25 protein-coding genes are annotated in these 25,246 nt (G+C 59.2%); 19 read left to right on the top strand and 6 right to left on the bottom strand.

Annotated features, from left to right (window positions below; genetic code table 11):
* Positions 1 to 15 precede the first annotated feature (15 nt).
* The 10 genes from iolD to F3J08_RS13405 all read left to right on the top strand — a co-directional run bounded on the left by iolD (position 16) and on the right by F3J08_RS13405 (position 11,102).
* Complete coding sequence (gene iolD, locus F3J08_RS13450; RefSeq protein WP_166930617.1) at positions 16 to 1,872, top strand: 3D-(3,5/4)-trihydroxycyclohexane-1,2-dione acylhydrolase (decyclizing); 1,857 nt, start codon at positions 16 to 18, stop codon at positions 1,870 to 1,872.
* On the top strand, positions 1,835 to 2,809 hold the full coding sequence (gene iolE / locus F3J08_RS13445) for a myo-inosose-2 dehydratase (protein WP_240149351.1): 975 nt from the start codon (positions 1,835 to 1,837) through the stop codon (positions 2,807 to 2,809). The genes iolD and iolE (F3J08_RS13445) overlap by 38 nt, the downstream gene beginning before the upstream one ends.
* Positions 2,806 to 3,606 (top strand): 5-deoxy-glucuronate isomerase, encoded by an 801-nt coding sequence (gene iolB / locus F3J08_RS13440; protein ID WP_122038610.1) that lies wholly within the window; start codon positions 2,806 to 2,808, stop codon positions 3,604 to 3,606. The genes iolE (F3J08_RS13445) and iolB overlap by 4 nt, the downstream gene beginning before the upstream one ends.
* 24 nt (positions 3,607 to 3,630) lie before the next feature.
* A complete protein-coding gene (locus F3J08_RS13435; RefSeq protein WP_023979621.1) occupies positions 3,631 to 4,659 on the top strand; it encodes a Gfo/Idh/MocA family protein in 1,029 nt (342 codons plus the stop codon).
* 171 nt (positions 4,660 to 4,830) lie between these two features.
* Positions 4,831 to 6,297 (top strand): sugar porter family MFS transporter, encoded by a 1,467-nt coding sequence (locus F3J08_RS13430; RefSeq protein WP_240149350.1) that lies wholly within the window; start codon positions 4,831 to 4,833, stop codon positions 6,295 to 6,297.
* Between the two features lie 15 nt (positions 6,298 to 6,312).
* Positions 6,313 to 7,434, top strand: a complete 1,122-nt coding sequence (locus F3J08_RS13425) for a Gfo/Idh/MocA family protein (RefSeq protein ID WP_166930614.1) — start codon at positions 6,313 to 6,315, stop codon at positions 7,432 to 7,434.
* 184 nt (positions 7,435 to 7,618) lie between these two features.
* Positions 7,619 to 8,008: a tautomerase family protein gene (locus tag F3J08_RS13420; RefSeq protein WP_062163857.1), complete on the top strand. Its 390-nt coding sequence runs from the start codon at positions 7,619 to 7,621 to the stop codon at positions 8,006 to 8,008.
* A gap of 25 nt (positions 8,009 to 8,033) precedes the next feature.
* Positions 8,034 to 8,864, top strand: coding sequence for a TIM barrel protein (locus F3J08_RS13415; RefSeq protein WP_205207016.1), 831 nt, complete (start codon positions 8,034 to 8,036; stop codon positions 8,862 to 8,864).
* A gap of 312 nt (positions 8,865 to 9,176) precedes the next feature.
* Entirely contained in the window at positions 9,177 to 10,637 is a 1,461-nt protein-coding gene (locus tag F3J08_RS13410; protein WP_062163858.1) for a catalase, read from the top strand.
* A gap of 150 nt (positions 10,638 to 10,787) precedes the next feature.
* Positions 10,788 to 11,102 (top strand): hypothetical protein, encoded by a 315-nt coding sequence (locus tag F3J08_RS13405; protein ID WP_166930613.1) that lies wholly within the window; start codon positions 10,788 to 10,790, stop codon positions 11,100 to 11,102.
* A gap of 108 nt (positions 11,103 to 11,210) precedes the next feature.
* Here F3J08_RS13405 and F3J08_RS13400 read toward each other — a convergent pair whose 3' ends face one another.
* Complete coding sequence (locus F3J08_RS13400; RefSeq protein WP_166930611.1) at positions 11,211 to 12,131, bottom strand: LysR family transcriptional regulator; 921 nt, start codon at positions 12,129 to 12,131, stop codon at positions 11,211 to 11,213.
* 96 nt (positions 12,132 to 12,227) lie between these two features.
* Between F3J08_RS13400 and F3J08_RS13395 the strand changes: the two genes are divergently transcribed.
* The 3 genes from F3J08_RS13395 to F3J08_RS13385 all read left to right on the top strand — a co-directional run bounded on the left by F3J08_RS13395 (position 12,228) and on the right by F3J08_RS13385 (position 14,928).
* Entirely contained in the window at positions 12,228 to 13,877 is a 1,650-nt protein-coding gene (locus F3J08_RS13395) for an alpha-keto acid decarboxylase family protein (protein ID WP_166930610.1), read from the top strand.
* Positions 13,878 to 13,971: 94 nt separating this feature from the next.
* A complete protein-coding gene (locus tag F3J08_RS13390; RefSeq protein ID WP_023979629.1) occupies positions 13,972 to 14,586 on the top strand; it encodes a YitT family protein in 615 nt (204 codons plus the stop codon).
* 48 nt (positions 14,587 to 14,634) lie between these two features.
* Positions 14,635 to 14,928: a DUF1330 domain-containing protein gene (locus F3J08_RS13385; protein WP_035443981.1), complete on the top strand. Its 294-nt coding sequence runs from the start codon at positions 14,635 to 14,637 to the stop codon at positions 14,926 to 14,928.
* A gap of 129 nt (positions 14,929 to 15,057) precedes the next feature.
* On the opposite strand, the gene F3J08_RS13380 is transcribed toward F3J08_RS13385, so the two are convergent.
* Together F3J08_RS13380 and F3J08_RS13375 are read right to left on the bottom strand one after the other, a co-directional pair.
* Positions 15,058 to 16,152 carry a tyrosine-protein phosphatase gene (locus tag F3J08_RS13380; protein WP_166930608.1) on the bottom strand — a complete coding sequence of 365 codons (1,095 nt, stop codon included), beginning with the start codon at positions 16,150 to 16,152 and terminating at the stop codon, positions 15,058 to 15,060.
* A gap of 442 nt (positions 16,153 to 16,594) precedes the next feature.
* Entirely contained in the window at positions 16,595 to 17,608 is a 1,014-nt protein-coding gene (locus F3J08_RS13375; RefSeq protein WP_166930607.1) for a LacI family DNA-binding transcriptional regulator, read from the bottom strand.
* Between the two features lie 142 nt (positions 17,609 to 17,750).
* On the opposite strand from F3J08_RS13375, the gene iolE (F3J08_RS13370) reads away from it, so the two are divergent.
* From iolE (F3J08_RS13370) to F3J08_RS13360, 3 genes are all read left to right on the top strand, one after another.
* Complete coding sequence (iolE, locus tag F3J08_RS13370) at positions 17,751 to 18,689, top strand: myo-inosose-2 dehydratase (protein WP_166930605.1); 939 nt, start codon at positions 17,751 to 17,753, stop codon at positions 18,687 to 18,689.
* Positions 18,690 to 18,839: 150 nt separating this feature from the next.
* Entirely contained in the window at positions 18,840 to 19,193 is a 354-nt protein-coding gene (locus F3J08_RS13365; RefSeq protein ID WP_062163867.1) for a carboxymuconolactone decarboxylase family protein, read from the top strand.
* A gap of 2 nt (positions 19,194 to 19,195) precedes the next feature.
* On the top strand, positions 19,196 to 19,936 hold the full coding sequence (locus tag F3J08_RS13360; protein ID WP_122038603.1) for an SDR family oxidoreductase: 741 nt from the start codon (positions 19,196 to 19,198) through the stop codon (positions 19,934 to 19,936).
* Positions 19,937 to 19,951: 15 nt separating this feature from the next.
* On the opposite strand, the gene F3J08_RS13355 is transcribed toward F3J08_RS13360, so the two are convergent.
* The gene (locus F3J08_RS13355) at positions 19,952 to 20,845 is read right to left on the bottom strand and encodes a LysR family transcriptional regulator (RefSeq protein WP_122038602.1); all 894 of its coding nucleotides are present in this window, start codon (positions 20,843 to 20,845) and stop codon (positions 19,952 to 19,954) included.
* A gap of 131 nt (positions 20,846 to 20,976) precedes the next feature.
* Here F3J08_RS13355 and F3J08_RS13350 point away from each other — a divergent pair, with 131 nt between their 5' ends.
* Both F3J08_RS13350 and F3J08_RS13345 read left to right on the top strand, forming a co-directional pair.
* Positions 20,977 to 21,372 (top strand): cupin domain-containing protein, encoded by a 396-nt coding sequence (locus F3J08_RS13350; RefSeq protein WP_035443978.1) that lies wholly within the window; start codon positions 20,977 to 20,979, stop codon positions 21,370 to 21,372.
* A 57-nt stretch (positions 21,373 to 21,429) separates the two neighbouring features.
* Positions 21,430 to 22,413: an aldo/keto reductase gene (locus F3J08_RS13345; RefSeq protein ID WP_166930603.1), complete on the top strand. Its 984-nt coding sequence runs from the start codon at positions 21,430 to 21,432 to the stop codon at positions 22,411 to 22,413.
* Between the two features lie 30 nt (positions 22,414 to 22,443).
* Here F3J08_RS13345 and F3J08_RS13340 read toward each other — a convergent pair whose 3' ends face one another.
* On the bottom strand, positions 22,444 to 22,836 hold the full coding sequence (locus F3J08_RS13340) for a helix-turn-helix domain-containing protein (protein WP_166930601.1): 393 nt from the start codon (positions 22,834 to 22,836) through the stop codon (positions 22,444 to 22,446).
* A 101-nt stretch (positions 22,837 to 22,937) separates the two neighbouring features.
* Between F3J08_RS13340 and F3J08_RS13335 the strand changes: the two genes are divergently transcribed.
* A complete protein-coding gene (locus F3J08_RS13335) occupies positions 22,938 to 24,002 on the top strand; it encodes an SDR family oxidoreductase (protein WP_166930599.1) in 1,065 nt (354 codons plus the stop codon).
* Between the two features lie 41 nt (positions 24,003 to 24,043).
* On the opposite strand, the gene F3J08_RS13330 is transcribed toward F3J08_RS13335, so the two are convergent.
* Positions 24,044 to 25,246, bottom strand: a complete 1,203-nt coding sequence (locus F3J08_RS13330) for a DUF1501 domain-containing protein (RefSeq protein WP_166930597.1) — start codon at positions 25,244 to 25,246, stop codon at positions 24,044 to 24,046.

The raw sequence follows: 25,246 nt of genomic DNA, 5'->3' as shown, positions 1-25,246 counted from the left end.
GAAGAGTATACGCCTATGAAAACCATCCGTCTGACCATGAGCCAGGCCCTTGTTCGGGCCATGATGGCGCAGAAAACCGAGATTGACGGGCGCATCGAGCCCTTTTTTGCCGGTGTCTGGGCCATTTTCGGTCATGGCAATGTCGCCGGTCTGGGCGAGGCGCTTCATGCGCAGCGTGACGTCCTGCCGACATTGCGTGGTCATAACGAGCAGGGCATGGTCCATGCGGCCACGGCTTTCGCCAAGGCCGCCCGCCGCCGTCAGGTCATGGCCTGTACGAGTTCGATCGGGCCGGGTGCGCTCAACATGGTTACTGGCGCTGCCGTTGCCCATGTGAACCGTCTGCCTGTCCTGCTGTTGCCGGGCGATGTTTTTGCCAATCGCATTCCAGATCCCGTGTTGCAGCAGGTCGAGGATTTTGGCGATGGCACTGTCAGTGCCAGCGACTGCTTCAGGGCTGTCTCGCGCTATTTCGACCGTATCACGCGTCCCGAGCAGATCATTCCGGCCTTCAACCGCGCCATGACCGTGCTGACCGATCCGGCCGAATGTGGCCCGGTGACGCTCTCGCTCTGTCAGGACGTGCAGGCAGAAGCCTTCGATTATCCCGAAAGCTTCTTTGCAGAGCGCATCCATCGCATACGCCGCCCGGTTGCCGACGAAGTCGAGCTGGAAGAGGCCATTGCCCTGATCAGCCAGTCGCGCAAGCCGCTGGTGATTGCGGGGGGCGGCGTCCTTTATGCCGGGATCGAAAAGCAGCTTGCGGCTTTCTGCGCGGCTAAGGGTATCCCGGTTGGAGAGACGCAGGCTGGTCGGTCCTCTCTGCCCACGTCGAACACCCTTAACATGGGGGGTATCGGGGTGAGCGGCAGTTCAGCCGCCAATGAAATGGCCGCCGAGGCTGATCTCGTCATTGCCGTTGGCACGCGTCTCGCGGATTTTACGACGGGTTCCTGGGGGTTGTTCGCCAACCCGGATATGCGGATCGTCTCGCTCAATATCCAGCCTTTCGATGCCACCAAGCATCAGGCACTGGCCGTGGTGGGCGATGCGGGCAAGTCGCTCTCTGCCCTCGAAGCAGGGCTGAAAGACTGGAGAGCCATACCGGAATGGACCGGCAAGGCTGAGCGTGCCTATCGGAACTGGATGGACATCTCGGCGCGTTATCAGGCGCTGCCCGATGCGAGCCAGACCTCCCTGCCAACCGATGCCCAGGTGATTGGCGCCGTGCAGCGGGCAGGGCGACCCACCGATACGGTGGTTTGCGCCGCAGGCGGTCTGCCTGCCGAGCTGCAGAAGCACTGGCGGCCTGAACAACCGGGCGGATACCATATGGAATATGGCTTTTCCTGCATGGGTTACGAGCTTGCCGGGGCACTGGGCGTGAAGATGGCCTGCCCGGATCGCGAGGTGATCGTGATGCTGGGAGACGGATCCTGGCTGATGCTCAATGCCGAGATCGCCACCTCGGTAGTGCTCGACCAGAAGCTGATCATCGTGCTGCTCGATAACCACGGTTATGGTTGTATCAACCGCCTTCAGCAGGAATGCGGCGGGGCGCCTTTCAACAATCTCTGGGAAGATTGCAGGCAGGTTCAGCCGTTCAAGATCGACTTTGTGCAACTTGCCCACGGGCTCGGTGCCCATGCCGAGAAAGTGCCCGATCTGCCGTCCCTGACAGCCGCTGTCGAGCGTGCCCGCGCTGCCGACCGCACCACGGTAATCGTGATCGATACCGATCCCGCACCCACGACCACCGATGGCGGCGCCTGGTGGGATGTGGCTGTGCCAGAGGTCTCGCCACGGAGCCAGGTCGGCAAGGCCCGCGAGAGCTATGAGCGCCAGCGTGGCACCCAGCGTATCGGCAACTGATCCCTTCGACGCATCAATCCTCATTCTGGAGGCAGACATGACCATCAAGATCGGCGCAAATCCTATCATCTGGTCCAACGATGACATGCAATCGGTGGGAGCATCCACCACACTGGAGATGTGCCTGGCCCAGGCCCGCAAGGCGGGCATACAGGGTATGGAACTGGGGCATAAATTTCCCCAGACCGTTTCAGGCATGAAGGCCGCGCTCGACCCGTTCGGTCTCGAGTTCATCTCGGGCTGGTGGTCCACCGAGCTGTTGACCCGTAGTGCGGATGAGGAAATTGCTGCGCTCAAGCCCCGTCTGGAACTGCTCAAGGGAATGGGCTGCAAGGTCTGTATTGCGGCCGAAACCTCGAATGCCATTCATGGCCAGATCGACACACCACTCTCGGCACGCCCTTATCTGAAGGGCGGCGAATGGACCGAATTTGCACGCCGCATGACCGTGGTGGCCGACTTCCTTGCCGATCACGGCATCGACCTTGTCTATCACCATCATATGGGCACCGTAGTGCAGTCGCGCGAGGATATCGCACGCTTCATGGATCTCACGGGCTCCTCGGTGAAGCTGCTGCTCGATACCGGCCATGCGCTATGGGGCGGGTCTGACCCGGCTGAGCTCGCACGATCCTATCGTGATCGTATCCGCCATGTGCATGGCAAGGATATACGACCGTTCAAGCGGGCCCAGGCCGATGTGTATGACTGGAGCTTCCTGCGCTCTGTCCTCTCCGGTGTCTTTACCGTGCCGGGTGATGGCTGCATCGATTATGCCCGCGTCATGCGTGAACTGCCCGACTATTCCGGCTGGATCGTGCTGGAAGCCGAGCAGGACCCCGAGATTGCCAATCCGCTCGTCTATGCCCGCATGGGCCGCAATTATCTGGTCGATACGCTGATTGCGACAGGCCATATGACAGGAGCGGCATCATGAGTTCGAAGCTTCTGGTCCATTCCCACAAGCGCGATGACTCGAAATGCACGGTTTCGGTCACACCGCAATCGGCGGGCTGGGGCTATATCAGCTTCAATGTGCGCGTGCTTGAGGCGGGTGAACAGGTGGCGGACCGTACCGGCCCAAACGAAACCTGCCTCGTTCTGATCAGCGGGAAGGCCCGCATCATCGGCGCGGGTCAGGATTTCGGTGTGATCGGCGAGCGCATGGACCCGTTCAGCGGGGCACCCTGGTCAGTCTATCTGCCCTCCGGGGCAGACTGGCGCGTTGAGGCCGAGACCCCTGTTGAGCTGGCCGTTTGCGCGTCGCCCGCCAAGGGAAAATATCCGGCACGGTTGATCCCGCCCGAGGAGGTGGGTGAACTGACACGCGGCACAGGCACCAATCAGCGTTTTGTGCGCAATATCCTGCCCGATACGGCCCCTGCTGAAACGCTGCTGGTGGTTGAGGTCATCACACCGGGCGGGCACTGGTCCAGCTATCCGCCACACAAGCATGACACGGATGACTTCCCGAACGAGACCTATCTGGAAGAGACCTATTATCACCGTCTGAAGCGCGGCAGCGGTTTCGCCCTCCAGCGTGTCTATACCAAGGATGGTTCGCTGGACGAGGCGATGGCCATTGCTGACCGCGACGTTGTTCTGGTGCCCAAAGGGTACCATCCGGTCGGCGCCCCTCATGGTTTCGATCTCTATTATCTCAATGTCATGGCAGGCCCGCGGCGGGCATGGAAATTCTCCATGGATCCCGACCAGGCCCATCTTCCCTATTGATCCGACATACCGGAGCGCAGACCCATGTCTTACAAAACCGGGACTCTCAAAATTGGCGTTATCGGCACAGGTGCGATTGGTGAAGACCATATCCGCCGCTGCATGCAGTCACTCTCGGGCGCGGAAATTGTGGCCGTTACCGATGTGAACCTCGTGCGTGCCCGTGAAGTGGCTGACAAATATGCCCCTCAGGCCAAGGTGCCGGAGGATGGTGAATCGCTCATCGCCCTGCCCGAAGTCGAGGCCGTGATCGTAACCTCCTGGGGTGGGACGCACGCGCAATATGTGCTCGAGGCCATCCGGCACGGTAAATACGTGTTTTGCGAAAAACCGCTCGCGACCACGGCGGCTGATTGCCTGAAAATTGTCGAAGCCGAGGCGGCGCATGGCAAACGCCTCGTGCAGGTGGGCTTCATGCGCCCCTATGATTCCGGGTATCGCGCCCTCAAGGCCCTGATCGACAAGGGCGAGATCGGTGAAGTGCTGATGATTCATGCGGCCCATCGCAATCAGCGCGTCGGTGCGAATTACAAGACCGATATGGGCATCACCGATACGCTCGTGCATGAGCTTGATGTCTTTCGCTGGATGCTCGGCGATGACTATGTGAGCGCGCAGGTGATTTTCCCGCGCCGCACGTCAAAGGCCATGGAGCATATGCGCGATCCGCAGATCGTCCTGCTGGAGACGAAAAAAGGCATCCGTATCGATGTCGAAATATTCGTCAACTGCCAGTACGGCTATGACATCAAATGCGCCGTCGTCGGCGAACTTGGCGAGGCCAGCCTGCCGGCACCGCCAGCTGTGGAACTGCGCAAGGCGGCCTCGCTCTCCACTGAAATCATGACCGACTGGAAGGAGCGTTTCATCGCTGCCTATGATGTCGAGGTGCAGGATTTCATCAATGGTGTGAAAGCCGGCAAGCTCAACGGTGCCACGTCCTGGGATGGATATTGCGCGTCGGTCGCCGCCGATGCCTGCGTCAAGGCGCAGGAAAGCGGCAGGATCGAGCCAATTACCATGTCACCCAGGCCGGGCCTGTATGGCGGTTAAAAGCCGATCGATCTGGAAAACTGATATCTCACGAGGCCGGACGGGTCTGTCGCATGTTCTCGCAACGGGGTGCGATGCAGCGCAGGGCGCTCAGGATCACCATGGCCATCTGAAACCCGGTCTCTGACTGTCTCGCCCGGCGGAATAACCGTCGGGACAGGAGAATCTTCGATGAGAAGAGTAAAAGACGTCGTCATGGTCGCATCCGAGCGACATGACGTAGGCTATGTCCTGCGTATCTGCGCCATTGCCGCTCTGGGCGGAATTCTGTTCGGCTACGATACATCGGTCATTTCAGGGGCAATTTCGCCCTTGCAGGAATATTTCCACCTCTCCCCTGCGCAGACTGGCTGGGCCGTATCCAACGTGGTGATCGGCTGCATGGTCGGCGCCATGATTTCCGGCACGATGGCCGACAAACTGGGGCGGCGCATGACGCTCTTCATCTGCGCCCTGCTTTTCAGCCTGCAATCGGTCGGGACAGCGCTCGCAACAGACTTCGCCTGGTTCGTGGTCTATCGCATGCTCGGTGGCATTGCTGTGGGTGTCGCATCGGCTGTCTCGCCCATGTACATGTCCGAGGTCTCGCCCAAGGATATGCGTGGCCGTGCGCTCAGCATGGAGCAGTTCGCCATCGTGTTCGGTCAGGTGGTTGTGTTTATCGTCAATTACCTGATCGCGCGTTCCGCCACGCCGGAATGGCTGCTGGATATGGGCTGGCGCTGGATGTTCGGCTCTGAAATCGTGCCCTGCATCCTGTTCTGCGGCGCTATTTTCTTCATTCCGGAATCACCACGCTGGCACGTCCTCAAGGGCCGTCACGACGAGGCGCTGAAAACGCTCACCCGTATTTCGAATGAGCATCACGCCCGCAACCTTCATGCTGAAATCAAGCAGTCTCTGGGTGCCGTCGCGCAGTCATCCCTGGGCTTTACGAAGGTTCTGGGTGATGCGCGTGCACGCTGGATCATTTTCGTCGGGGCCAGCATTGCTGCGCTGCAGCAGGTCACCGGCATCAATGTCATGATGTATTACGCCCCGATGGTGCTGAAATCGACCAGCGGGAGCCTTCAGGCCGCGCTGTTCCAGACGATCTGGATCGGTTTTGCGCTACTGGCCGGCTGCATCATCGGGGCCTGGATCGTGGATCGTCAGGGTCGCAAGCCGCTGATGCTCTGGGGGTCGATCGGTATGGTGCTGGGTCTGCTCGTCGTGTCATGGGGGCTCTACACCCAGTCTACCGGCCTCATGGCGCTGACAGGGATGCTGGTATTCATGCTGATGTTCGGTCTGTCATGGGGCCCGGTATGCTGGATCCTGATTTCAGAGATTTTCCCCAATCGTTTCCGTGCGGTCGGCATCAGCCTTGCCGTCACGTCACAATGGGGCATGAATTTCGTGGTCAGCCAGTTTTTCCCGATGCTGAGCGAAAACAAATATCTGACCGAGCATTTCCATGGCGCCTTCTCCATGTGGCTATTCGCAATCCTTGGATTGTTTGCCCTGTGGTTCGTCATGAAATTCGTGCCTGAAACCAAAGGCGTTTCCCTCGAGAAAATCGAGGATACGATGATCAATCATCGTGCCCAGTCGAATACGGCGGCCAGTGTCGCGGTCAACTCCACCCGTCATGTCTGAGCGAGGGGAAATCTGATGAGAAAGACCATTCGTGTCGGCCTGATCGGCACCGGTTTCATGGGCAAGGCCCACGCTCTGGCCTATCAGGCTGCGGGCAACGTTTTTGATGATATCTCGCGCCCGGTCCTGCACGCCGTGGCTGATATCGATGGCGGCAGGGCCGAGCAGTTCAAAAACCAGTTCGGTTTCGCCAAGGCGCTGACTGACTGGCAGGCGCTGGTGGCTGATCCTGAAATCGATGTGATCTCGATCACGACACCAACGCTCTTTCACAAAGAGATGGCCCTTGCCGCCATCGCCGCGGGCAAGCATGTCCATTGCGAAAAGCCGCTGGCTATCAGCGCGGCGGACGCTCTGGAAATGACGCTGGCGGCTGAAAAAGCCGGTGTGCGCAGCGCCAGCGGGTTCAATTATATCAAGAACCCTCTCCTGAAATATGCCCGTGACATGATCGCCTCAGGCGAACTGGGCGAGATTACCGATTTCAACGGGATCCACGCTGAGGGCTTCATGGCTGATCCTGCCACGCCCTGGTCATGGCGTTGCGATCCGGCAGGCGGGCAGGGGGCCATTGCCGATGTGGGCAGCCATATCATCGCGATTGCCCGTTATCTTCTGGGGCCGGTGAGTACGGTCTTTGCCAAGCTCGACACACCCATCAGAACCCGTCCTGTCAGCCCCGGTGCCAGCGAGCACCGCCAGGTGGGCGTAGACGATATCGCACGTATGCTGGTCTCGTTCGAGCGGGGATGCTCTGGCACATTACAGGCCAACTGGCTGGCGACCGGTCGCAACATGCAGCTTGCGTTTCAGGTCTCCGGCAGCAAGGGCACACTGGCTTTCGATCAGGAGCGGATGAATGAACTCCAGTATTTCAAGGCTGGTGAAGATCCGCGCAGCAACGGCTTCAGGTTGATCGAGTCCGGACCGCAGCATGCGCCCTATGGCGCGTTCTGCGTGGCGGGCGGGCATCATCTGGGCTTCAACGATCTCAAGACGATCGAGATGGCCGAGTTTATCCGCGCCATTGATCAGAACAGGCCGGCCAGCCCCGATTTCCGCGAAGCCTGGGAAGTTCAGCGCCTGATCGATTCAGCAGTGATGTCCGACAGGGACAAGAGCTGGATCACGCTCTGACGCGTCCTAGGACTGTATCCTTGGCGCGTATCGCGAAGGTGCCGTCGAGGAACGCTGCTCGGGGGACAACAACGGACGCCCCGCAGGGGTGATGGGGCGGTGCACCTGTCATCGTCCCTGCCTCAACACATCATCTGGGTGCCGGTCATGCGTTGTATCGGCATCCACCATTTGGGAAAAAACAATGCCGCTACTTCATTTCCACGTGGTCGAAGGGCGAAGCGACGACGATATCAAGGCGATGCTCGACGCGGCTCATGAGGCCATGCTCGAAACGTTCGAGGTGCCACGTGGCGATCGCTATCAGATCGTTTCGGAGCACAAGAAAACACACCTGATTGTTGAAGACACCGGGCTTGATATACCAAGAACAGACAAGGTTCTTCTCTTGCAAATGTTCACAAGGCCAAGAGGTGATGCCAAAAATGCCGCGTTCTATAAATGTCTGACTGAGAGACTCCAGACAAGCTGTGGTATGGCCCCTTCGGATGTCATGGTTTCGGTGGTCGAGAACAACGATGCCCATTGGTCATTCGGCCATGGTCGCGCCCAGTTCCTGACCGGAGAATTGTGAGCATTCGCCTCCAGGGAGAAGAGCCATGATGCCCCCCGAGACCGGTTTGCCTGATCAGACGGACGCCCAGCCTTTTACACTGGCTGTCTGCGCCGAAATGCAGTTTCTTGATCTGCCCTTTATCGAGCGTGTCCGACATATCGCGCGTGAAGGATTCATGATCGAGATATGGGACTGGACGCGCCACGATCTCAGGAGGCTCGCCGCTACGGGGGCGCGATTCTCGTCCATGACCGGCTATATACGCGGCACGCTGGCTGACGAGAGTGGCGCACGGGAAATGCTGCACACCGCGGCGCTGTCAATCCGCGCTGCGCATGAGCTGGGGGCACCAAGGCTCAATCTGCATGGCACTGGCCTCGACTCCCGCGGACTACCTGTGCGGCCCAGCCCGAACGGGGCCGATGGCAGTATGTGGTTGAAGGCGCATGACACGCTGGCACGCCTTGCCGAACTGGCGGCCAGAAACGATGTGACGTTCGTGCTCGAGAATCTCAATGCCGCAGTCGATCATCCCGACGTACCCTTTGGCCGCGCGCAGGAGTGTCTGGCATTGGTGCAAAGCGTCGATCAACCGTCCTTGCGCCTGATGCTCGATCTGTACCATGCGCAGATTGGCGAGGGGAATCTGATCGCCCTGATCGAGCAGGCGCTTCCCTATATTGGGGAGATACAGGTGGCCGATGTGCCCGGGCGTTGTGAGCCAGGGACAGGCGAGATCAACTACCCGGCCATTGCCCGTGCGTTGAAGCGACTGGGCTATACGGGCGTGATCGGGCTCGAATCCTGGGCTGAGGATGGCAATAGCGAGCGCGCGTTGCGACGCTTCGCGTCCAGTTTTCAGGTGGGGCTGTAAAGGGCCGCGTCCTGTCTGGTCAGGCTCGTCCCTGTCTCTATAGAACATTGCGAGCATGTCAGCACGTACCGGAAAGTTCTGTGCGTCGTCTGGTGCAACTGCCGAATCTTCGGAGCGTTGACGACTCGCCAGCAAGAATGGCGGACTGGCACGACAATACTGACCAAATGATAGTCATTCTCATTTAGGATTGGTGTGATCCGAAAACCGTTCTACGGGCTTTCTTCATAAATATTCTCGATAAGAGGTCTTCGGAACCAGCAAGCGGATACGCGCTTATAGCCACACGTATTCCACCACCGGAGAGCTCCGATGTCTGATGAACGTCTGAAGAACACGACCACCGATTCTGGCGCGCCAGTCGCCAGCACCGATTATTCACTGAGTGTCGGGGCCGACGGTCCGATCCTGATGCATGATCATTATCTGATCGAGCAGATGGCGACCTTCAACCGGGAAATGATTCCCGATCGTCAGCCCCATGCGAAGGGTGGCGGTGCCTTCGGTCATTTCGAGGTCACGCATGATGTCAGCGCCTATACCAAGGCAAAATTTCTGCAAAAGGGCCAGAAGACCGAAACCGTGGTGCGTTTCTCCACGGTGGCCGGCGAGTCCGGCAGCCCCGACACGTGGCGTGACCCGCGCGGCTTCTCGGTAAAATTCTACACCGAGGAAGGCAATTTCGACATGGTGGGGAATAACACCCCCGTCTTTTTCGTGCGCGATCCGATGAAGTTCCAGCATTTCATTCACTCGCAAAAGCGCCGTGCCGATAACGGCCTGCGTGATAATGACATGCAGTGGGATTTCTGGACGCTGAGCCCGGAATCAGCGCATCAGGTCACGTGGCTCATGGGTGACCGCGGTATCCCGGCAAGCTGGCGTCACATGGATGGCTTCTCGAGCCATACCTATCTGTGGGTCAACGAGGCGGGTGAGCGCTTCTGGGTCAAGTATCACTTCAAGACCGATCAGGGCATCAAGTGCCTGACGCAGGATCAGGCCGACAAGCTGGCAGGCAGCGACGCGGATTATCACCGTCGTGATCTGTTCAATGCGATCAAGCGCGGTGAAAACCCGAGCTGGACGCTCAAGATGCAGATCATGCCCTATGAGGATGCCAAGACCTATCATATCAACCCTTTCGACCTGACAAAGGTCTGGCCGCAGGGTGAGTATCCGCTGATCGAGGTGGGCAAGCTCACGCTCGACCGTAATCCCACGGATTTCTTTGCCCAGATCGAACAGGTCGCTTTCGAGCCGAACAATTATGTGCCTGGCACGGGTCTTTCACCGGACAAGATGCTTCTGGCGCGTTCCTTCGCCTATGCTGACGCCCATCGCGCCCGCCTTGGCGTGAACTACAAGCAGATCCCGGTCAACGCCCCGAAATGTCCGGTCCATTCCTACTCCAAGGGCGGCACGATGCGTTCGCATAATGTGTCCGATCCGGTTTATGCGCCGAACTCCAAGGGTGGCCCGGTGGCCAATGGTGAGCGCTTCCCGGAAAATGCCGTGTGGGCCGCGGATGGTGAGTTCGTGCGTGCGGCCTACACGCTGCGCCCGGATGACGATGATTTCGGTCAGGCTAATGCTCTGGTGAACAAGGTCATGGATGACGCTGCTCGCGAGCGTCTGGTCCAGAATGCTGCTGGTCATATTGCCGGTGGCGTCGAGGAGCCGGTGCTATCGCGTGTGTTCGAGTACTGGTCCAACGTCGATGAAAAGATCGGGCAACGTATCAAGGACGCTGTCCTGTCCCAGAAAGGCTGATTGGCCGCGTTGATCGTACCAGCTCAGGACTTTCACAGGAAAGGGGTGCCGCAAGGCGCCCCTTTTTTAATTGCATCATCCGGATTGCCACCCGATTGTATTTTTATCGAAACAAGGGTCGCAAATGTGCACGGCGCAGGAAGGATGAGCATGGACGGAGGGGTACCGATGTGGAATGGGCATGAGTCATTCTGGGCCATGGCGTCCTACCCTAATCCTGAACCATTTCTCAGCCTCGGTGATGTCCTGTTTCTGATCGCATTATTCGGTTTGTATCAGGCGCTACGCGAGAGTTTCAGGAGAGTGCTCTCACCGCTGCAATTGATCGGGTTCGTGAACGTGATGGCGCTCGTCGGCTGGGGCGTCGTTTTTATGGTGTGGGGCAGTTATCTTGCGATATCCCTGTCCGCCATTCCACAACTCTATCTGTTCTGTCTGACAAGACCGCGCGCGGTTGAGGCGTAACAGGAACGGTATGTGCTGCCACCACGACGCAAGCTCGCCACAGGCTTACGAGAGCTCCGAGTCACTCACACGCGCAGCCGGGTCGCGATATTGCGCATAAGGTGCGTTTCAGCTCTCGGTGGCGGTATCAGGTTCAATGAAATGCGCCTGGCAGACGCGCCTCCAGGCCTCGCCTGCTTTTGAGAGCGTGCGATCCTTGCGTGTCGCCATAACCAGATCGAAGCTGATGCTGGGTGATAAAAGCTTGAGGGCGGTCAGGCCATTCATGCGGCTATCCCGGCAGAGAAGCGAGGGTACGATCCCCAGCCCGACCCCCGCCCGCACCATGGCCATCAGGAGGTGGATATCGCTCGTGCGCCCGGTGACATGAGGCTGCGTCGAATGGCTGGCAAAGGCACTCATGATGAAATCGTTGATCTTGAAATCCTCACGCAGCAGGACGATGCGTTCGTCCAGAATGTCGTCCAGACGGCAATGATGCGCTTCGACCAGCGGATGCTGGCTTGGCACGACAAGGGAGAGATGATCTCGCCCCAGCGGATAAAGGCGCAAATCCCGCTCTGCTGCGGGGAGGATGAGCGCTGCAATCTCCGTTTTGCCGCTACGCAGGCGCGGTATCAGTCGATCGGACGGACATTCGTCGATTTCCAGCATCACATCCGGATATCTGCGGCAGAAAACATCGATAATGGCCGGAAAGCAGATCGAAGCGATGGCCGGAGGGACAGCCACGCGCAGCGGGCCTTCCACGGTTTCCCTTGTTTCTGAAAGCCGCTCTCTCAGGCTTATTTCGTCATTGACCGTTCTTTCCGCATAGCGGCGGAATATCTGGCCCTTCTCGGTCAACTGAATAGTTTTCCTGCCGCGCACGATCAGGCTGGCCCCGATCTTGGCCTCGAGACTCTGCACACTCTGGCTGATCGATGGCTGACTGATATTGAGCGCCTGACTGGCACGCACAAAGCCTCCCTCGCTGATCACGGCGAGGAAATGGGTAAGCTCGCGAAAGGTGATCTGCGCAGACGACATAGCCATAATCCTATATTTGGCATAAAAATATCATATTATATTATATATTGCGAAGCATGTATGACCGGCCTGTTCTTGTTTGACGAGAGGCAAGCCATGAGTGTGACTGTCATAGAGCATCTGCTGAACCGTGTTGCCGATCTGGGCATCCGCCACGTGTTCGGTGTCGCAGGTGATTACGCCTTCCCGATTGAAGATGCTGTCTGTGCCCGCGATGACATGACTTGGGTGGGCAGCTGCAATGAACTCAATGCCGCCTATAGTGCTGACGGGTACGCGCGCGTAAATGGCGTTGCCGCTCTGAGCACGACGTTCGGCGTGGGTGAGCTCAGTGCCCTGAACGGTGTCGCCGGGGCTTTTGCCGAGCGCCTGCCGATTGTCCATATCGTTGGTATGCCCGCCTCATCGGTACAGGGCTCTGACAAGCTGGTTCATCACTCACTGGCCAATGGTAATTTTCTGGCCTTCTACAATGCTGCCGCCGATTTTACCTGTGCCCGCGTCATTCTCACTCCGGAAAACTGTATCCAGGAAGTCGAGCGTGCCATCCATGCCATGCGCGCTGAACGACGCCCCATTTATTTCGGTGTTCCCTCCGATATCGCGGGCAAGCCAGTGGTGGCGGCTGCGCCACTCATCCTGCAACCAGCGCAAAGCTGCCCCGACGCCCTCGGCTCGGTCATTGCCCGTATTCTCGCTGCTCTTGAGAAAAGCGCGCGATCCTGCGTTCTGCCGGGTATTCTGGCTACGCGTTTTGGCAATCAGGCCCGCGTGCAGGATTTTCTCGATCGCACGGCGCTTCCCCACGCGACCATGTTTGCCGATAAAAGCGTGGTGAGAGAAACCGCCCCGCACTATCTCGGCCTTTATTACGGCCATCTGCTTCATGAAAATATCGCCGATTTCGTGGAAGGGTGCGATCTGGTGCTCGGGATCGGTATGCAGCAGACAGATTTCAACACCGGCGCGTTCACGGCCAAACTCTCCGAAGAACATCTGATCAACATCATGCCGGACCATGTTGTTTTTGGTCATGAGATCATCAATGGCGTGATGATGCACGATGTCCTCGATGGGCTTTGCGCCCAGGCAGACACGATCCGGCGTTTCGAGGGCGAACTGCCTGTACAGGCGCATCCCGTTGCGGGAAATGAGCCCTTCATCTCCTCCGCGACGCTTTATCATGATCTTCAGTCGCTCATCAGGCCGGGTGATATCATTGCGGCCGAAACCGGCAATGCCTCAATGGGTATGGCGGAAATCCGTCTGCCAGAGGATGTGAGCTATCATAATCAGACCCTGTGGGGGTCTATTGGCTGGGCGACTCCTGCCTCTTTCGGTATGGCGATGGCCGCATCATCACGCCGGGTGATCCTTGTGACAGGCGAGGGTTCGCATCAGCTGACGGCTCAGGAACTGAGCCAGTTCGGTCGCTTCAGGAAACACCCTGTCGTGGTTGTCATCAATAACGATGGCTATCTGATCGAGCGGCTTTTGTGCAAGGACGGTGAGACCTATTACAATGACCTCGCCCAGTGGCGCTATCACCTCCTGCCTGCCGCGCTGGGGTGCGACGACTGGGCCGTCAGCACTGTCTCGACACGCGAGGAGCTCGAGGCTGCCTTTGCCGCCTGCAACGCGGATACGTCACGCGGTCATTTCATCGAGGTCCGCATGAGGCGTTACGATGCGGCACCCGTCGCGCTGGCGATGCATGATGCCGTGGGAACGCTCTACGGCGACTAGCGCCCTGCACATTCCTTAAGAATGACATCGACCCGGCGGTCTGCTGCTTGCAACAGCGGACCGCCCGACCTTGCACCAAGGACAAGATCCGGAAATGACCACGCCGCACGTACCGGCCCTGCGGCACTCGCTCGCAGAAGATATCTACGCCTTTTTCATCGGGTGTTCCCTGATCGTCATGGGCATATTGTGCCTGCACAAGGCTGGGCTGGTTACGGGAGGCATGGCCGGGATCGCTCTTTTGCTGTCCTATCTGGTGCCTGTCTCACCGGGTAATCTGTTTACCCTGATCAATTTTCCTTTCCTGCTTTTTGCCATACGCGCCATGAGCACGGGGTTTGCCTTCAGAACCATGCTGGCGAGTTTGGGCGTGACCTTCGCCGCCGGGGAAATGCCACTGGTGATGAACCTGTCTTACATAAACCCGCTGTTCTCTGCCCTGTTTTCAGGCACGATGATCGGGCTTGGGATATTATGTCTGGCGCGCCATCAGGCGGGCGTCGGAGGGACGGGCATCATATGCCTGTGGTTGCAGAAGGCACGCGGGATCAATGCCGGGCGTGTGCAGATTACAATCGATGCCGTCATTCTTTCTGTTTCGGCGTTCTATCTACCGCTCGACAAGGCTGCCTTGTCGGCTCTCAGCGCTGTGGCCACGAGCGGTGTGCTTATCGCCTATCACCGACCGGGCCGCTATATCGGACATTGAGGTCCATAAGGCCCGATCATCTGTCGCATTTCAGAAGGGATACACATCATGAGCGTCTATATCGTTTTCACCAAGGAACGCCTGATCGACCAGAGCGAGATGGATATCTATTCGGGTCTGGCGGCTGCAACGATCGACAAGCACCCTCTAACCCCGATCGTTTTTTATGGCGCGCAGGAATGTCTGGAAGGCGAAGGACCCGAAGGCATCGTCATTCTCGAATTCCCGGATCGTGCAGCCGCAATGGCCTGGTATGAAAGCGATGCCTATCGCGAGGCCCGTGAACATCGCTTTCGCGGGGCCGTCTATCGCGCCACCCTGGTGGACGGCACGTCCAGATAAATCATCGCCGGCAGCGCCTCTGCTGCCGGGTTAAACTGGAAAGTCCGGGGCCTCCTTAGGGCGGTCCCTCGGCTCCGGTGCCATCATCTGTAGCCGAAGCCCAGCGCCCATCGGCTTCAGACCTGTCGGTTAGTCGAGATAGGCGTCGCGTAGCGCCTTGATCTGTACCGGACCGACATCGAGGGCCTTGGCCAGATAGGCATCGATCGAACCATATTGCTTGCGGATCGAGGCAAAGGCCGCTTCTAGATAGGTAGGGTCGGAATTGAGCAGCGCACTCATGGCGGGGGATGCTGCCATGGCCCCACCGTTTTTGGGGTCATTCATCGCGGCCTTGAAGCTGGGCGTCATATGCGCGCGAAGCAGATCACCACTCATCGCGTAATCGCTCAGGATCGTCTGTTCGGGCACACCCAAAGCATAGAGAATGAGTGCAGAGGCAAATCCGGTGCGATCCTTGCCCGCGGTGCAGTGAGTCAGGGTGGGGGTCTGATGCGCGACAAGGCGGGCAAATAGCGCCTTCAGCTCAGGCGCATAGTAATCCGGCATCTTTGCATAAAATGCCTCCATCAGCGCCTTGGCCTGGGTCTGATCCATCTTCGCCAGACGTGATTTGTCCGTCATGTCACCCGGCAGAACAGGCTTCTCCGAGGGATAGAAAGCGGGTGGTTTTTCCTGCCCGCTGACCTGCCAGTGCGTCGGCTGTTTCTGCTGTTCCGCCTGCGTGCGCAGATCGGTCACGCTCTTGATGCCCAGCGTATCGACCAGCGCATAATCGGCGCGCGTCAGGCCGCCGGGCGCGGCCGAGCGGTAGAATTCGCCCCAGCGCACATGATGATGGTCTGCAGTTTCATAACCGCCCGTATCGCGGAAATTTGCGACACCATCGAGCGGCAGAACGCGGTTCGCAACCCACTGGCCCGGCTTGCCATCAACCGGCTTGATAAAGAAATAGACACGTCCCTGTCCCGGCAGCGGGGAAATCACACGGGCCGCGCCGCTGTCATTGTGCTGCTGCACCAGGGTCATGCTCGTCTTGTCGGGAGTATGGGAGGCGAAGATATCGACGGTTCCGAGGGCATGGGGCCAGACCAGAGTGTATTGCGGCACCATTGTCACCTGAGCCGTGGCAAGGCTGTTCGTATCCGTTGCGGCACTGGCAAGCGGGGCCGAGGCGAGGGCTGTAGCGGTGAGCAGGCAAACAAGCGTGTTGTTAAGGAACATGGCTCTCTCGTTCTGGCAGGTCCTCCGCGCGTAACCGGACCGGAGCGGGGGTACTGGCTTGAGGTAGTCTTGAGGGGAGGATAGCCCCGGCTGGCGTTGCCTCTTCCCGCGTGCATTTTAAATAGCCGCAGAATGATGATGACGACCATACTGCGTTACTCTGGATGTGAGCTTCCCAGAATGGCGGGTAATCTCAGGTGCCTGTAATGCGATGTATAGTTAAATTTTTATTGCATAAATATTATAGATAATATTGTTGTGATTTCCGGTGGGGGTCATGATGTCCGGGGGGCTTCTGACGATACATGACTGGTGGAGGCTGCCGACAGTCTTGATGGCCTCCTGATTCGTCGCCTTGCCATGATGAGGTCTTTTCTGTCGTCCTGCCCCAGCCCTCATGTCCCTGCACTGGGCATGAGGGAAGGTTTCTCGCGATCGCTGATCAGACGGTCTCGCGCGTATGAACCGATAGCGGAATGATGGGGCCATCAAGAGGGGCAGTGCAGCGCCCCAGATAGTGGCTGAGAGTGGAAAGTGCCGTTCGCGCCTCGAGCATGGGGTTCTGGTCGAGCACAATGTCGATCGTGCCTGAGCGCAGCAACGTGGCACGGTGGGGTGTCAGTTCATGGGTGATGAAGACCAGCCTGTCGGCCATGCCCTGTTTTTCAAGCAGGCGCGCAATGGCGTCGGCCCCGGTCGAGAAATGATAGATCCCGACAATATCGCGATGTTCCTGCAGCAGGGCATGAACGGCGTCGGCTGCCCTGTCGTCGTTTTCCAGACATTCCAGCGCAGGTGTGGCACTGAGTGCTGCGTAACGCTCATCGAGTGCGGCCATGAAGCCTGCATAGCGCTGCTGATGCCCGATATAATGCATCGTCCCCGCAATGAGGGCCACGCGTCCCTCACGCGGGCCGAGCAGGCGGCCCATCATGTCAGCCGCAATACGACCCGCACGGTAGTTGTCCGAGCCAATATAGGCCAGACGCTCGGGGGCCGTGATGTCGGAAGCAATGGTCACAACGGGAAGTCTCACACAGGCATCGCTTACGGCCTGCCTGATGCCGGGGTGATCGGGCAGACACAGGATGAGCCCGTCATATTCACGGGCCAGCGTACGGATGAGACTTGCCGCCCGGTCAGGATGCTCAATGCTGGCATGGTGTTCGAAACACGCGATATTCTGTTCCCTGTAGGCAGGCATGATAACGCGAAAGGCATCCTGCAATGCCGCATGAAACGGGTTGATTGGCGGCTGGGTAACCACGGCAATACGTGCAAGCCGTGCATGGAGGGCGATCAGCCTACGGCCATCACCCAGCTCGCGGGCGGCTTCGAGCACCACACGTTCCTTGTCGGGTCTTACGCCGCCGCGGCCATTGATCACCCGATCGACTGTCGCGGTTGAAACTCCGGAATACCGGGCAATATCGTGGATCGTGGCGCGCTGCGACATGGCATATCCGACCATCTGTTATGACAGATGTTATATATCTCACACAAGTGATGCGAACACATCAAATCTGTGCGTGTCCAGCCCCACGCTCTGCCCTAGCCTCAGGCAATCGGAACGATGAGCACCTGTGACCGGAGGGGTGATGATGGACGAGACATCAGGCAGCGCGGGTCTGCCGCCGAACGTCAGGCTGGGATGCAGCCCGCTTTCATGGACGAACGACGTGCTGGAGGATCTGGGCGGTGAGACGCCGCTTGATCAATGTCTGAGCGAGATCGCCGCCGCCGGGTATGAGGGGACGGAGCTGGGGCGAAAATACCCGCGCAATGCCGAGGATCTGACACCTGTTCTGCAGCGCCATCACCTGGCGTTGGCTTCGGGCTGGTATTCGGGCCGGCTGGGTGAGCGCGATGTGGAGGAGGAATGGGCGGATGTCGCAAGTCATGCCCAGCTTCTGCGGGCGATGGGCTGTCAGGTCATGGTTTATGGTGAATGTGGCGCCATGGCCCCGTCTGCCGCGCCGCTCGATGAGCCCATGTCACGCCGCCTGAAACTGTCGCGTGAGGCCTTGCGCGACTATGCCGGACGGCTGGGTGTTTTCGATGCCATGCTGCGCGCGCGGTACGGCATACGGCTTGCCTATCATCATCATCTGATGATGGTGGCAGAAACATTTCCGGAAATCTGTCAGGTTTTCGATGCGCTCTCGGCCGAGGTGGGTCTGTTGCTCGATACCGGGCACGCAATGGCGGCAGGGTTCGATTATCGCCGCCTGATCGATCGCTATGGCGCACGTATCTGTCATATCCACCTCAAGGATGTGCGCCCGGCAGTACTGGAGCGTGTGCGCGGTGATGATCTGAGTTTCAATGAAGCTGTACGCACGGGGGTGTTTACCGTGCCGGGTGATGGCTGCATCGATTTCGGCCCGCTCGCAGCGTTTGTCGCCCAAAGTGGTTATCAGGGCTGGATGGTGGTTGAGGCCGAGCAGGACCCCGACAAGGCCCCCCCACTGGCGGCGGTAATGCGGGCGCGCGCTCATATACAGGCATGTTTTGCGGGTCTGCTGGTGGCAGGGTGAAGGCAAGGCGGGCCATGGCATGGCTCGCTTGATCCTCTCCCAGTTTCATGAATGATCGATATAGGACCATGCGGAATTCATGATCTTATTGGCTTGGGTTTTCGCGCTCTAGACTAGGTCCTTGCCAATAATGACAGGGAGGGTCAGGTCATGAACGAGCCCCGCACAGAGCAGAACATTCCTGCCTCGACAACGGCGCGCAAGGCGTTTGGTGATATTGCGCCAGATCTGGCGCGCTATACTGATACGGTGCTTTTCGACGAGGTCTGGGCCCGGCCCGGCCTTGCACCGCGTGAGCGCTGTATCGTTACCGTTACCTGCCTGATCAGCCTCTATCGAGGCAATGAACTCGGTTTTCATTTGCGCAAGGCGCTCGAGACCGGTGTGACCGAGGCGGAAATCATCGAAATCATCACCCATCTCGCTTTCTATGCCGGCTGGCCTACCGCCTCGACCGCGCTGGGCATTGCGAGACAGGTTTTTGCCGACAGAAAGGAGTCCTGATCATGACCAGGGAAATTGCAGGCAAGGTCGTTGTGGTGACCGGGGCGAGCAGCGGGCTGGGCGAGGCAGTCGCGCGTCGTCTTGCCGCAGAAGGGGCCAAAATCGTTCTGGGGGCTCGGCGTCTCGACAGGCTTGAAGCCCTGGCGGATTCCCTTTCCATCGGGCGTGATGCTGTCAAGAAAACCGATGTCAGCCGCAGCGCCGAAGTGCAGGCTCTGGTCGATCACGCCATCGCGCTGCATGGGCGTGTGGATGTGCTGATCAACAATGCCGGTTTGATGCCTCATTCGCCGCTTGAAAAGCGCCGTATCGAGGATTGGGATCGCATGATCGATGTCAATCTCAAGGGCACGCTTTATGGCATCGCCGCTGTTCTGCCGCAGATGCAAAAGCAGAAGAGCGGCCATATTATCAACGTGTCCTCAGTGGCGGGGCACAAGGTAGGGCCCGGTGGAGCCGTCTATTCCGCCACCAAATCGGCTGTGCGTGTTGTCTCCGAAGGGCTGAGGCAGGAGGTCAAACCCTATAATATCCGCACCACCATCATCTCCCCCGGCGCGGTGGCGACAGAACTGACAGACAGCATCACCGATCCGGATACGGCGAAATCGATGAAGGCGTTCTACCAGAATTACGCCATTCCGCCGGAATCCTTTGCGGAATGTGTGATGTTCGCCATGAGCCAGCCCGAGGCGGTGGATATCAACGAAATCCTGTTCCGCCCGACCGCTCAGGAATACTGAGCGAAGGGCGCTGTTTCAGGCGCGATACCGCAAGGCCTCGACAAGCAGTCGAAAGGCTGCCGAAGTATTGCGGCGGCTCGGGTAATAGAGATGGTAGCCGGGGAAGGGGGGGCACCAATCCTCCAGCACGCGGACAAGCCGTCCGGCTGCCACATCATCGAGAATCTGATCCTCCATGACGCAGGCCAGGCCAAACCCGTCTCGCGCAGCTTCGAGCAGCATGGGAGCATTGTTGAATGTCAGGGCCCCCTCGGGGCGAACACGCAGGCTGCGTCGCCCTTTTTCCAGCTCCCAGGCATAGATCGCCCCCGAGCTGGCCATGCGCAGTTTCAGGCATTGATGCTGTGACAGATCCTGCGGCTGCCGGGGAGGTGCCTGATGCGTGAAATAAACAGGGGCGCCCACAACGGCCATGCGCAACGGTGGCCCGATCGGTACCGCAATCATGTCACGTGCGATGGTTTCTTCCAGTCGCACACCCGCATCGAAGCGCTCGGCTACGATATCGGTCAGGCCTGAATCGATGGCGAGTTCGACCTGTATTTCCGGGTATCCGGGCAGCAGGCGCCGCAATGCGGGCCAGATCAGGGTTCGGGCGGCATGGTCGGAGGTCGTGAGCCGGATCGTGCCTGAGGGGCGCTCGGACAATTCACTGATGGCAGCGATTTCGTCGCTGATACTGTCAAGCGCAGGGACAAGGGTCTGGAGTAACCTTTCACCGGCGAGGGTGGCCGAGACCCGTCGCGTGGTGCGTGTCAGCAGCCGCACGCCAAGACGGGTTTCGAGCCGTCTGACCGTATGGCTGAGTGCCGATTGCGAGGTGCCAAGCCTTGCCGCCGCACGCGTAAAGCTCTGCTCTTCCGCCACGGCCAGAAAGGCGTTCAGATCGACCAGATCATCGCGTTTCATTCATGAAAATCCAACATAGGTACGTGCCGATTATACGCGCTAATCGTTTGCGCAGGATAATGGTTTTATGACTCATCGCCCCGTCGCGCCCGCAAGGCGGCTGATCCGGGAATTTCGGGAAAGGGATCACCATGCAGATCACACGTTCAGGCAGCACAGCCTCTGCACAGGGAAATGACGCCTGGTTTACCGGCAGGGTGCGTGTGGACGCGCCTTTTTCGGGAAGCGGTGCGCTGGCCTGTGCAACGGTCACATTCGAGCCCGGTGCCCGTACGGCCTGGCATACGCACCCCAAGGGACAGACCATTCTGGTGCTTTCCGGGCTGGGCTGGGTGCAGCGCGACGGCGGCGCGATAGAGGAAGTGCGTCCCGGCGATATCGTGTTTTTCGAGCCCGATGAGAAACACTGGCACGGTGCCTCGGCGCTATGCGCGATGAGCCATGTCGCGATTACCGAGAGCGTCGAGGGTGTTTCCACCCGATGGCTGGATAAGGTGAGCGACGAACAATACCGCCGCGCTGACTGAGGTTGAGGGCTGAACAGGTCCCCACACACATCATAATCATCGGAAAGAGACCGGAACATGGAAAAGCGGGTTTTGGGAAAAAGCGGACTCGAGGTTTCTGCCCTTGGTCTGGGATGCATGGGGCTGAGTTTCGGTTATGGCCCCGCCGAAGATCATGAAAGCGCCATCACCTTCCTGCGCGGTGCCTATGAGCGCGGGGTCACGTTTTTCGACACCGCCGAGGCTTATGGCCCCGGCACCAATGAGAGCCTGCTGGGCGAGGCGCTCGCGCCTTTCCGCAAGGATGTGGTGATTGCCACGAAGTTCGGCTTTCGCAATGGCAGGCCGGGCGATGGGCTCGACAGTCATCCGGCTCGCATCCGTCAGGTTGCCGAGGACGCGCTCAGGCGTCTGCGCACCGATGTGATCGATCTGTTCTATCAGCATCGTGTCGATCCTGATGTGCCGATGGAGGATGTGGCAGGGACGGTCAAGGAACTCATATGGGAGGGTAAAATCCGCCATTTCGGCTTGTCCGAAGCGGGTGCGGCGTCCATTCGCAAGGCCCATGCGGTGCAGCCGGTCGCCGCCCTGCAAAGCGAATATTCGCTCTGGTGGCGCGAGCCCGAACAGGAAATCCTGCCGCTGCTGGAAGAACTCGGCATCGGGTTCGTCCCCTTCAGCCCGCTGGGCAAGGGCTTCCTGACGGGCAAGATCGACACGAGCACACAGTTCAGCGATCAGGATTTCCGCAAGATCGTGCCACGTTTTGCTCCGGAGGCGTTGCAGGCCAATCAGGCGCTGGTCACGCAGCTCGAAGCCATTGCGGCGCAGCGTCAGGCCACCCCGGCGCAGATTGCGCTTGCCTGGCTTCTGGCCCGCAAACCCTGGATCGTACCCATTCCCGGTACGCGTCGCCTGTCGCGTCTGGAGGAAAATCTTGGCGGCGCGACACTGGCACTTGGCTCCGATGAATTGCAGTCGATCGACGAGGCGCTGACGCAGATCGACGTTGTGGGTGAACGTTATCCCGCCAGCATGAAAGCGCTCGTAGGACGCTGATCACTCGGGTGCGGATCACTCGGGCGCTGGTCAGTCGGGGTGCTGGCCAAGCTGCTGCAGGAGATCCGCATGACGGACACCCCAGCAATAAAGCATTTCCAGCGGTTCGATAAAGCGCTGGCCAAGCGCGGTCAGCCTGTATTCCACATTGGGTGGCATGGTCTGGATCACGACCCGTTCGACCAGACCGGCCGTCTGAAGGTCGCGCAGCGTCTGGGTCATCATCTTTTTCGATAAGCCGGGCAGGTTGCGCTGCAGGGCGCCGGGGCGGGCTGCCCCCCCGGACATGTGCAAGGCATGCAGGATCATGGTCACCCATTTGCCTGAAAACAGCTTGAGCAGGCGTCGTGGGGCGCAATCCTCGGCAAACGGGGCCTGACGGTAGCCGGCCAGCAGATCAGGAGACGGGGTGGGGTCGGTCATGGAGCCCTTCAGGTAACCAGGGCACAAAAAGGTGCCGGATTGTGTTTTTTAGTCCCTCGCTCCAGCTTCGCAAAGACAGGAACGACGCTGGAGTATTTCTGATGACCCATACTGCCCTTATCATCGGTGCGACCGGTCTGGTCGGGCAAAATCTTGCCAATCGTCTGGTGGCTGAAGGCTGGACCGTTTATGGCCTTGCCCGTCGCATTGAGGCGCTTCCCGCCACGGTGTTGCCCATCAAGGCCGACACGCTCGACCCGCAGGGGCTGAAGGCGGCGCTGGTAGATATCGCGCCAAGCCATGTGTTCTTCACCACATGGACGCGACGAGAGACCGAGCGTGAGAACTGCATCGCCAATGCCGCCATGCTGCGCAATGTATTCGAGGCGCTCCCCAGGCCGGAAGCCCTTGTCCATGCAGCGCTTGTTACCGGGCTCAAGCATTATCTCGGGCCATTCGATGCCTATGCCAAAGGGGCACCGCCGGTCACCCCTTTCCGTGAAAGCATGGGGCGGCTGGATGTCAAGAATTTCTATTACGCGCAGGAAGACGTGCTGTTTGAGGCATCGCGCAGCCTCAACTTCACGTGGTCGGTGCATCGCCCTCATACGGTGATCGGCTTTGCCATTGGCAATCTGATGAATATGGGCACAACGCTCGCTGTCTATGCCTCGCTATGCCGCGAGACGGGGATGCCCTTTGTGTTTCCCGGCTCCCCGACCCAGTGGAACGCACTCACAGATGTCACGGATGCAAGGCAGCTTGCGAGCCAGATTCACTGGGCCTCGACAAATCCGGCCGGGCGTAACCAGGCTTTCAATGTGGTCAATGGCGACGTGTTTCGCTGGTCGAGCCTGTGGGGTGAACTGGCCAACTGGTTTGGCATCGAGGCTGCGCCCTATCCCGGTGAGGCAACGTCGCTCGAAGCCCTGTTGCGCGGCAAGGAAGATGTATGGTCGGCGCTCGCCCAAAAGCATGATTTGGTTGAGCCTGACCTGACCCGTCTGGCCTCGCCGTGGCATACGGATGCTGATCTGGGCCGCCCGGTGGAATGTGTGACCGATATGACGAAAAGCCGTCTGTTCGGCTTTACAGGGTATCACGATACACGGCGTTCCTTTGCCGATCTGTTTACCCTGCTGCAGGCGCGAAAACTCATCCCCTGAGACTGACTGTTGCACCGGGGCAATTCAGCCCCGGCGTATTGCTACGCTACAAGGCCTGTCATCAGATCGGGTGTGCCATCGGGAAAAACCTGCGCGAGTGCTGTGCGTGGCAGGTGCATATGAGCACACAGGATTCCGGCTATGACACTGCGCAGATCGGTTGTCGGTGCGAGATCGCGGTTTTCAAAAAGTTGCCCGGGGCGCAATCCCGGCCATGTTCCGGCGACACGTCCGCCACGCACAGCGCCGCCAGCCAGAAAGGCCACGGCCCCCGTGCCGTGATCGGTTCCGCCCGTGCCATTCATGCGGGCGGTCCGGCCGAATTCGGTCATGGCCAGCACCACCGTGCGTGACCAGGACGCGCCCAGATTGTTTTTCAGGGTTGTTATTCCCTGATCGAGTCGGGCAAGTGGGGCCTTGAGCGCCCCGATCTGGCCCGCATGGGTGTCCCATCCTCCTATTTCCAGGGCGGCGACACGTGGCCCGTCGTCGCGTGACATCATGAGCCCTGCTGCCGAGGCCAGACGTGTGAAACCATCCTCCTTGCGTCCGTCCCGCATTGCGCCCTGCGCCAGGGCATTGTCTGAAAAACCACGGGCCAGAAGGCCGTTGTGAAAGGCCGGGCCAGTCAGCCTGTCATGCTCGTTCAGCTTTGCAATCTGGTGGTAAAGCTCGTCTGTGGGATGCTGGCTGCCCGCCGGGGCATAGCTGCCGATGCGGGCTGGACCGCGCAACAACAGGGGCACATCGAGCCCAAGCGATAGACCCAGCCCTTCGGGGTGCTGCCTCTGCCCCGGCAGGAAAGAAACGGCACGATTGAGCCAACCGCTGGAGAGACGATGATCCGCCCCGCTTTCAAGATAATCCTGGGCGTCAAAATGAGAGCGCGTGCGATACGGCGCGGCAACGGCATGGACTGGGAGCATCTGCCCGGCACCATATAGGTCGTGCAGCCCCGCCAGGGCGGGATGCAGCCCGAATGTACCACCCAGATCGAGCAATCCCTGATCCTGCCCCGGTTCAGGCAGGACAAGCGCCTTGCGCAGCGCAGCAAGCCCCGGGTCGCCATAGGGGGTGACAGCCGCCATGCCATCAAGCGCACCGCGAAGCAGGATCACGACCAGTCGCGCATCCTGAGCCTGACCGGACGAGACGGCGGATGGCGCCGCGAGAGCAAGGGAGGAACGACCGAGAGACCAGCTCGCGGCCAGACCGAGAAGGGCAGAACGACGACGGAGCATCAT

The sequence above is a fragment of the Asaia sp. As-1742 genome (assembly GCF_011753235.1).
Classification (GTDB): domain Bacteria; phylum Pseudomonadota; class Alphaproteobacteria; order Acetobacterales; family Acetobacteraceae; genus Asaia; species Asaia bogorensis_B.
The sequence above is the reverse complement of the archived record's forward strand: the minus strand, read 5'-3'. Positions and strand labels throughout refer to the sequence as shown.

What these genes read in the sequence shown, in the direction of transcription:
- iolD (WP_166930617.1), top strand. Translation starts at nt 16, where the DNA reads ATGAAAACCATCCGTCTGACCATGAGCCAGGCCCTTGTTCGGGCCATG.
- iolE (WP_240149351.1), top strand. Translation starts at nt 1,835, where the DNA reads ATGAGCGCCAGCGTGGCACCCAGCGTATCGGCAACTGATCCCTTCGAC.
- iolB (WP_122038610.1), top strand. Translation starts at nt 2,806, where the DNA reads ATGAGTTCGAAGCTTCTGGTCCATTCCCACAAGCGCGATGACTCGAAA.
- F3J08_RS13435 (WP_023979621.1), top strand. Translation starts at nt 3,631, where the DNA reads ATGTCTTACAAAACCGGGACTCTCAAAATTGGCGTTATCGGCACAGGT.
- F3J08_RS13430 (WP_240149350.1), top strand. Translation starts at nt 4,831, where the DNA reads ATGAGAAGAGTAAAAGACGTCGTCATGGTCGCATCCGAGCGACATGAC.
- F3J08_RS13425 (WP_166930614.1), top strand. Translation starts at nt 6,313, where the DNA reads ATGAGAAAGACCATTCGTGTCGGCCTGATCGGCACCGGTTTCATGGGC.
- F3J08_RS13420 (WP_062163857.1), top strand. Translation starts at nt 7,619, where the DNA reads ATGCCGCTACTTCATTTCCACGTGGTCGAAGGGCGAAGCGACGACGAT.
- F3J08_RS13415 (WP_205207016.1), top strand. Translation starts at nt 8,034, where the DNA reads ATGATGCCCCCCGAGACCGGTTTGCCTGATCAGACGGACGCCCAGCCT.
- F3J08_RS13410 (WP_062163858.1), top strand. Translation starts at nt 9,177, where the DNA reads ATGTCTGATGAACGTCTGAAGAACACGACCACCGATTCTGGCGCGCCA.
- F3J08_RS13405 (WP_166930613.1), top strand. Translation starts at nt 10,788, where the DNA reads ATGGACGGAGGGGTACCGATGTGGAATGGGCATGAGTCATTCTGGGCC.
- F3J08_RS13400 (WP_166930611.1), bottom strand. Translation starts at nt 12,131, where the DNA reads ATGTCGTCTGCGCAGATCACCTTTCGCGAGCTTACCCATTTCCTCGCC.
- F3J08_RS13395 (WP_166930610.1), top strand. Translation starts at nt 12,228, where the DNA reads ATGAGTGTGACTGTCATAGAGCATCTGCTGAACCGTGTTGCCGATCTG.
- F3J08_RS13390 (WP_023979629.1), top strand. Translation starts at nt 13,972, where the DNA reads ATGACCACGCCGCACGTACCGGCCCTGCGGCACTCGCTCGCAGAAGAT.
- F3J08_RS13385 (WP_035443981.1), top strand. Translation starts at nt 14,635, where the DNA reads ATGAGCGTCTATATCGTTTTCACCAAGGAACGCCTGATCGACCAGAGC.
- F3J08_RS13380 (WP_166930608.1), bottom strand. Translation starts at nt 16,152, where the DNA reads ATGTTCCTTAACAACACGCTTGTTTGCCTGCTCACCGCTACAGCCCTC.
- F3J08_RS13375 (WP_166930607.1), bottom strand. Translation starts at nt 17,608, where the DNA reads ATGTCGCAGCGCGCCACGATCCACGATATTGCCCGGTATTCCGGAGTT.
- iolE (WP_166930605.1), top strand. Translation starts at nt 17,751, where the DNA reads ATGATGGACGAGACATCAGGCAGCGCGGGTCTGCCGCCGAACGTCAGG.
- F3J08_RS13365 (WP_062163867.1), top strand. Translation starts at nt 18,840, where the DNA reads ATGAACGAGCCCCGCACAGAGCAGAACATTCCTGCCTCGACAACGGCG.
- F3J08_RS13360 (WP_122038603.1), top strand. Translation starts at nt 19,196, where the DNA reads ATGACCAGGGAAATTGCAGGCAAGGTCGTTGTGGTGACCGGGGCGAGC.
- F3J08_RS13355 (WP_122038602.1), bottom strand. Translation starts at nt 20,845, where the DNA reads ATGAAACGCGATGATCTGGTCGATCTGAACGCCTTTCTGGCCGTGGCG.
- F3J08_RS13350 (WP_035443978.1), top strand. Translation starts at nt 20,977, where the DNA reads ATGCAGATCACACGTTCAGGCAGCACAGCCTCTGCACAGGGAAATGAC.
- F3J08_RS13345 (WP_166930603.1), top strand. Translation starts at nt 21,430, where the DNA reads ATGGAAAAGCGGGTTTTGGGAAAAAGCGGACTCGAGGTTTCTGCCCTT.
- F3J08_RS13340 (WP_166930601.1), bottom strand. Translation starts at nt 22,836, where the DNA reads ATGACCGACCCCACCCCGTCTCCTGATCTGCTGGCCGGCTACCGTCAG.
- F3J08_RS13335 (WP_166930599.1), top strand. Translation starts at nt 22,938, where the DNA reads ATGACCCATACTGCCCTTATCATCGGTGCGACCGGTCTGGTCGGGCAA.
- F3J08_RS13330 (WP_166930597.1), bottom strand. Translation starts at nt 25,246, where the DNA reads ATGATGCTCCGTCGTCGTTCTGCCCTTCTCGGTCTGGCCGCGAGCTGG.